The 4,241-nt window shown below is 63.2% G+C and carries 4 protein-coding genes; 2 read left to right on the forward strand and 2 right to left on the reverse strand.

The features are described 5' to 3' along the window. Positions 1 to 79 precede the first annotated feature (79 nt). A complete protein-coding gene (locus AC5JJ6_RS01480) occupies positions 80 to 994 on the reverse strand; it encodes an SGNH/GDSL hydrolase family protein (protein WP_496040340.1) in 915 nt (304 codons plus the stop codon). 1,255 nt (positions 995 to 2,249) lie between these two features. Here AC5JJ6_RS01480 and AC5JJ6_RS01485 point away from each other — a divergent pair. After that, positions 2,250 to 2,702 (forward strand): hypothetical protein, encoded by a 453-nt coding sequence (locus AC5JJ6_RS01485; protein WP_496040341.1) that lies wholly within the window; start codon positions 2,250 to 2,252, stop codon positions 2,700 to 2,702. An 81-nt stretch (positions 2,703 to 2,783) separates the two neighbouring features. Here the strand turns inward: AC5JJ6_RS01485 and AC5JJ6_RS01490 are convergent, their stop codons facing one another. Further along, on the reverse strand, positions 2,784 to 2,990 hold the full coding sequence (locus AC5JJ6_RS01490) for a hypothetical protein (RefSeq protein ID WP_496040342.1): 207 nt from the start codon (positions 2,988 to 2,990) through the stop codon (positions 2,784 to 2,786). 143 nt (positions 2,991 to 3,133) lie between these two features. On the opposite strand from AC5JJ6_RS01490, the gene AC5JJ6_RS01495 reads away from it, so the two are divergent. After that, the gene (locus tag AC5JJ6_RS01495) at positions 3,134 to 3,889 is read left to right on the forward strand and encodes a DUF3750 domain-containing protein (RefSeq protein WP_496040343.1); all 756 of its coding nucleotides are present in this window, start codon (positions 3,134 to 3,136) and stop codon (positions 3,887 to 3,889) included. The last annotated feature ends 352 nt before the right edge of the window (positions 3,890 to 4,241 follow it).

Consider the following 4,241-nt stretch of genomic DNA (forward strand, 5'->3'; position numbering starts at 1 on the left):
GTTTAGATGCATCCAGAACCCGCACCACAAAATCCCGGGACCAAACATCTAAACCCCCGTCTATCCAAACCGGGGAGGATCAGCGATTACCCTCTCCCTTGATGAACACTTCGGAGTGGCGGCGCATAGGTTCATGTCCGACAGCCCACCTGGAGATCGCCGCCCCGATTTTCGCGCCACCAGCTATTGAGGGGCCGGTCGGCGCGGCAAAGTCCTCGTCACGGTCGCAAACGAGGCGCAGGTCGACGAGCGCGATGCCGCGCGCGAAAGCCTCACGGGTGATGATGTCGTTGAAGGCTGCGAGGGCCACTACGGCAACCTGACGGCGACCGGGCTCAGCGAAGCGCGGGTCGTAGATCGTGCAGACCGCCAGCGGCAGGTCCAGCCTAAGGGCCGCGTCGAGCATGTCTCGGTAAGCGCGGGCAAAGGCCTGGCGGATGGCGGCGATCCTGGCAAGCCCGTCGGCCACGCTGCGCGCCGGCTCGCCGAGGACACCCTCCTGCCGTCCAGCGTCGTTGCCTCCCGCGCTGATGACGAGGTGGGTGGCGTCGGGCGGTAGCCGCCCGAGTTGGCCTGGCACATCGGCCGCGACCGACCCGCCTTTCGCCAGGAGCGTGACCCGCCAGCCGCCCGGCAGTTCTCTCCGCAACTGTGCCACGACATCGGGGCTGCTACCCTGGAGGTAGCCTGCGTTGTCGAATACGGAGTCGCCGAGAAGGATGAGGTGCGCCGGCCTGCTTGCCGGGACCCGACCTGTGGACTGTGCCCCCGACCGTCGTGCGCTGGCTGTCAGCCCTACCGCGGTGATCGCCCCGAGGGCTGCCCGGCGGCACGCGGGGAACGCTGTTGCAACGGTCATCGCATGCCTCCTCTGGCGAATGAGCGGGGGCGGGAGCGCAGTACTCCGTGGGCAAGCCGGAACGCACGGAGCAACAACTGGTTGTCCCAGGCTCGCCGCCGTAATCTGGTAGCCAATGCGGATTGAGTTTGGCATTGGGCACGACGCAAAGTCCCTGGGGCTGAAGCTCACAGGGACCGCTTTGCCAACTCGCTTTGAGTCGGAGTGGAGAAGCGACGTGCTCGATGCGCAGCAGCCATTCGCAACTTAAGGTAGCTATTTGCTTCTCATGCATGCGATTTCGATGCGGGGCTGAGGGCGGCCCCGAGAGGTAATCGGACATGTTTGTCGAGGCGCTGGTTGTCCTGTGTGGGCATGGGGTCTCGCCGGGTCATTAACGTGGTCGTTTGTGCGGACATGCCGCACGATGCTCGCGATCCAGATTTCAAGCGCACCAGGGTTCATCCTGCACTGGGCCCTCGAGGGGCATTGGACGGCCGTGAGCCTGACGGTACTGACCCCGATCTCAGCGGCGCTCGATGGTCCGCTGAATAGCTATGGCGTTCGTGTCGCGCGCTTGCTGTACTTGGTTGCTCTGCTGCCAGTGGCGACACTGATGGCGTGGTCGCGGAAGGGGCGGCACTCGCTGTTCGCGGCGCTTTGGACGACAGTCGCCTGCTGCGGCCGCGGCAGACCGACAAGCCCAGTCTCGCACCCTAATCCTATTCAATCATGTGGTGAGATGGAGAGACCTTATCCTTTCGTCGGCCGGCGATGCAGAATTTCAGCGAAGCTGTCATCGAGTTCGGTGCCGCGATGCGTTCGGGCCACCTTCAGCACGACAGTAATCCGATGCTGGAGCGGTGCGTCGGCACCGTGGTCGGCAAGCCGGATCGCCGGGGCAACCTCTACTCGACGGAGGCGCGGCCGTCGCGCTCATCATGGCGACCGGGCGCACGACGGCCGTGCCTGAGCAGTTCACCAGCGTCGTCGAGCGCGCGGAGTTGTGGCCGACGTGGCGCGAGAGCAATCGATGCATGCTCACGGATGCGGCAGCCAGATCTCAAAACGTCGGTCACCAGGGGTATTTTCTGAGCGGTCGAGTCTCCAAGCATTTCCCCAGCGGCGCTTGAAGCGTTGCGCCAGTTCGTTAGCTTCTGCTGCGTCGGCATGACTTGAGTATCGTACCTGTCGTGGGGCGGGAACCGCTGGCTCAGCACTGATGCTGACAAGGTGGCCGCCTGCTTTACGCACCTCTTGAGCGATTCTCATCGCTGCTTCTTTGCCAGCAAAGGATCCCTGGCGGTGGTGAATGCGCACGATCGGCCCGTTAGGTGGCTGCACGTTGCCTACTGTATCGCTGCCTCGGTCCTGCGATGGCCTGACAGCAGGATCTGCCCAACCAAGGGTAATGACCGTACTGCTGGGTGCACTGCCTGATGGCGAGGCTGGGTTGGCGTATGAACGCGCTGCTCCCGGTGTGGAACCATCAAGCGCCGAAGGTGGGAACTGGCCAACCAAACTGATGCTGACATCATCGGCAACTGTGACTCTCTTCGGCGCGCTGGAACTGAGAAAGGTCGCGCAGGTCAGGAAAGCCAAAAGGCACCAGCCAAAAGCAGCCAAGGCCAAAGCAATGTGCGGCCCTCGCGTAAGATATGTACCGGAGTCTGTAGCAGGCACTTTGCTTCCAGACAGAAGCCGTTTGCGCCGCATGACCATCGCCTCCTCCGTGCCTTATGGTTTTAGCCTCGGTCATCCGATTCCCATGAAACAGCAGTCGAGGCGATCCCTGAAGAAAAAGGACGTCTGCGGTGTCGGCTATGCTCGGATGTTGCAAAACAAGCACAGGCCCGCGTCGTAGAGCAGTTCTTCAACTTCAACTGTAAGGTTGGTTATTCTAGTGGTCGCGCCGGACGATATCTTCGCAAGCGCGAGCGGCGGGCTACCTGAGGCTGACCAGGGCGCGGCCGGAGCAGAAGATCGATGCAGTTGTGGCGCTCGTCATGGCGGTTGGACGCTCAATGACCGAGCCAAAGCATTTTGCCAGCATCTTTGAGCGGGCGGAGCTGTGACCGACGTGAGATGACGGGCTGACGCTTGCGGTGATCAGCATCGCCAACCGGCCGGCCATTTGCGGCAGGTCGCCCACATCGTTCACACCAACCAACGACCGTTGGTCGGTGTGAACAGGGTACGGTAAGTCAGATTGATATCAACACAGTGGTTGTCGACCTGCGGTGAGGTCCGGCGCTGGTTGCAAATGGCCGAGGACGCCAAATATCTAACCGGGTCATGATCCTCTCCAAGTTCGTGCTGCTGCTCTTCACGCTGTTCTACCTCCTTCCCCTTGGCATCGCCGCCCTCCTCCATCAGCGCACCGGCGTTGGTGCTGATTGGTGGGGCGCCGACCGGTCCAGCATCGGCAACCTGCCCCGTGCCGCACACCACCCAACGGCCGTGGTCCGGATTTTTGCTGCGCCCACCGTCCGTTGGCGCGGTATCTTTGCCGTCCACAGCTGGATTGTCCTAAAATCTGCAGGGGCGGCCACTTACACGCGATACGATTACACCGCCTGGGGCGATCCGATCCGTGTCAACGGTTTCGAGGCTGATGGGCGTTGGTTCGGCCGCAACCCGGAGCTGATCTTCGCGGCAGATGGCGAGGCCGCCGAAACCCTGATCCCCCGCATGCAGGCGGCCATCGAGGCGTATGCCTGGCGCAACCGCGGTGACTACCGGGTTTGGCCTGGGCCGAATTCCAACACCTTCGTCGCCGCCGTGCTTGATGCGGTGCCGGAGGCCCAGGTCGCCCTGCCGCCCACCGCGATCGGCAAGGATTACCCGTATGATGGAAGTTGGATCCGCCGCACCGCCTCGCGCACCGGCCTGAAGCTGACGCTTGGCGGTTATGTTGGCCTGATCATCGGATGGGTTGAGGGGATTGAGGTCAACATCCTTGGTGGCATAGCGGGGCTCGACGTTCGGCGCCCTGCGCTGAAGCTGCCTGGACTAGGCCGCCTGGGAATGCCGGTAGCTGGTCCAACGTGAGGCGAGCTACGACGTTTATGGCATCGACGCCCGCGCTATGACGCGGGCGACCGTTGTATGAGTCCACACCCCGCTTCCCCGCGGCGTTGGGCACGGCGCCGAGCTGGCGGCGGCGCGGCTCCAACGGCAGCACACAGACCTGCCTTGGCCAGGCGGTGGTATGTGGGGAGACCGTTCACCGTCCAGGCCGTGTTCTTGTCTGCCTGCTCGATCGCTGCCGGCTCGATCAAACCTTTGGCAAGGAGGCGCCGGCGGATGGCATCGCGCGGCGCCGGGGCAAGCCGGGCCGGCGTGGCCACTAGTGCAGCGACTCACACGGAGCATGCATCCAGCTTGGCGATGATGGCGGCGG

The sequence above is a fragment of the Skermanella sp. genome, assembly GCF_059503625.1.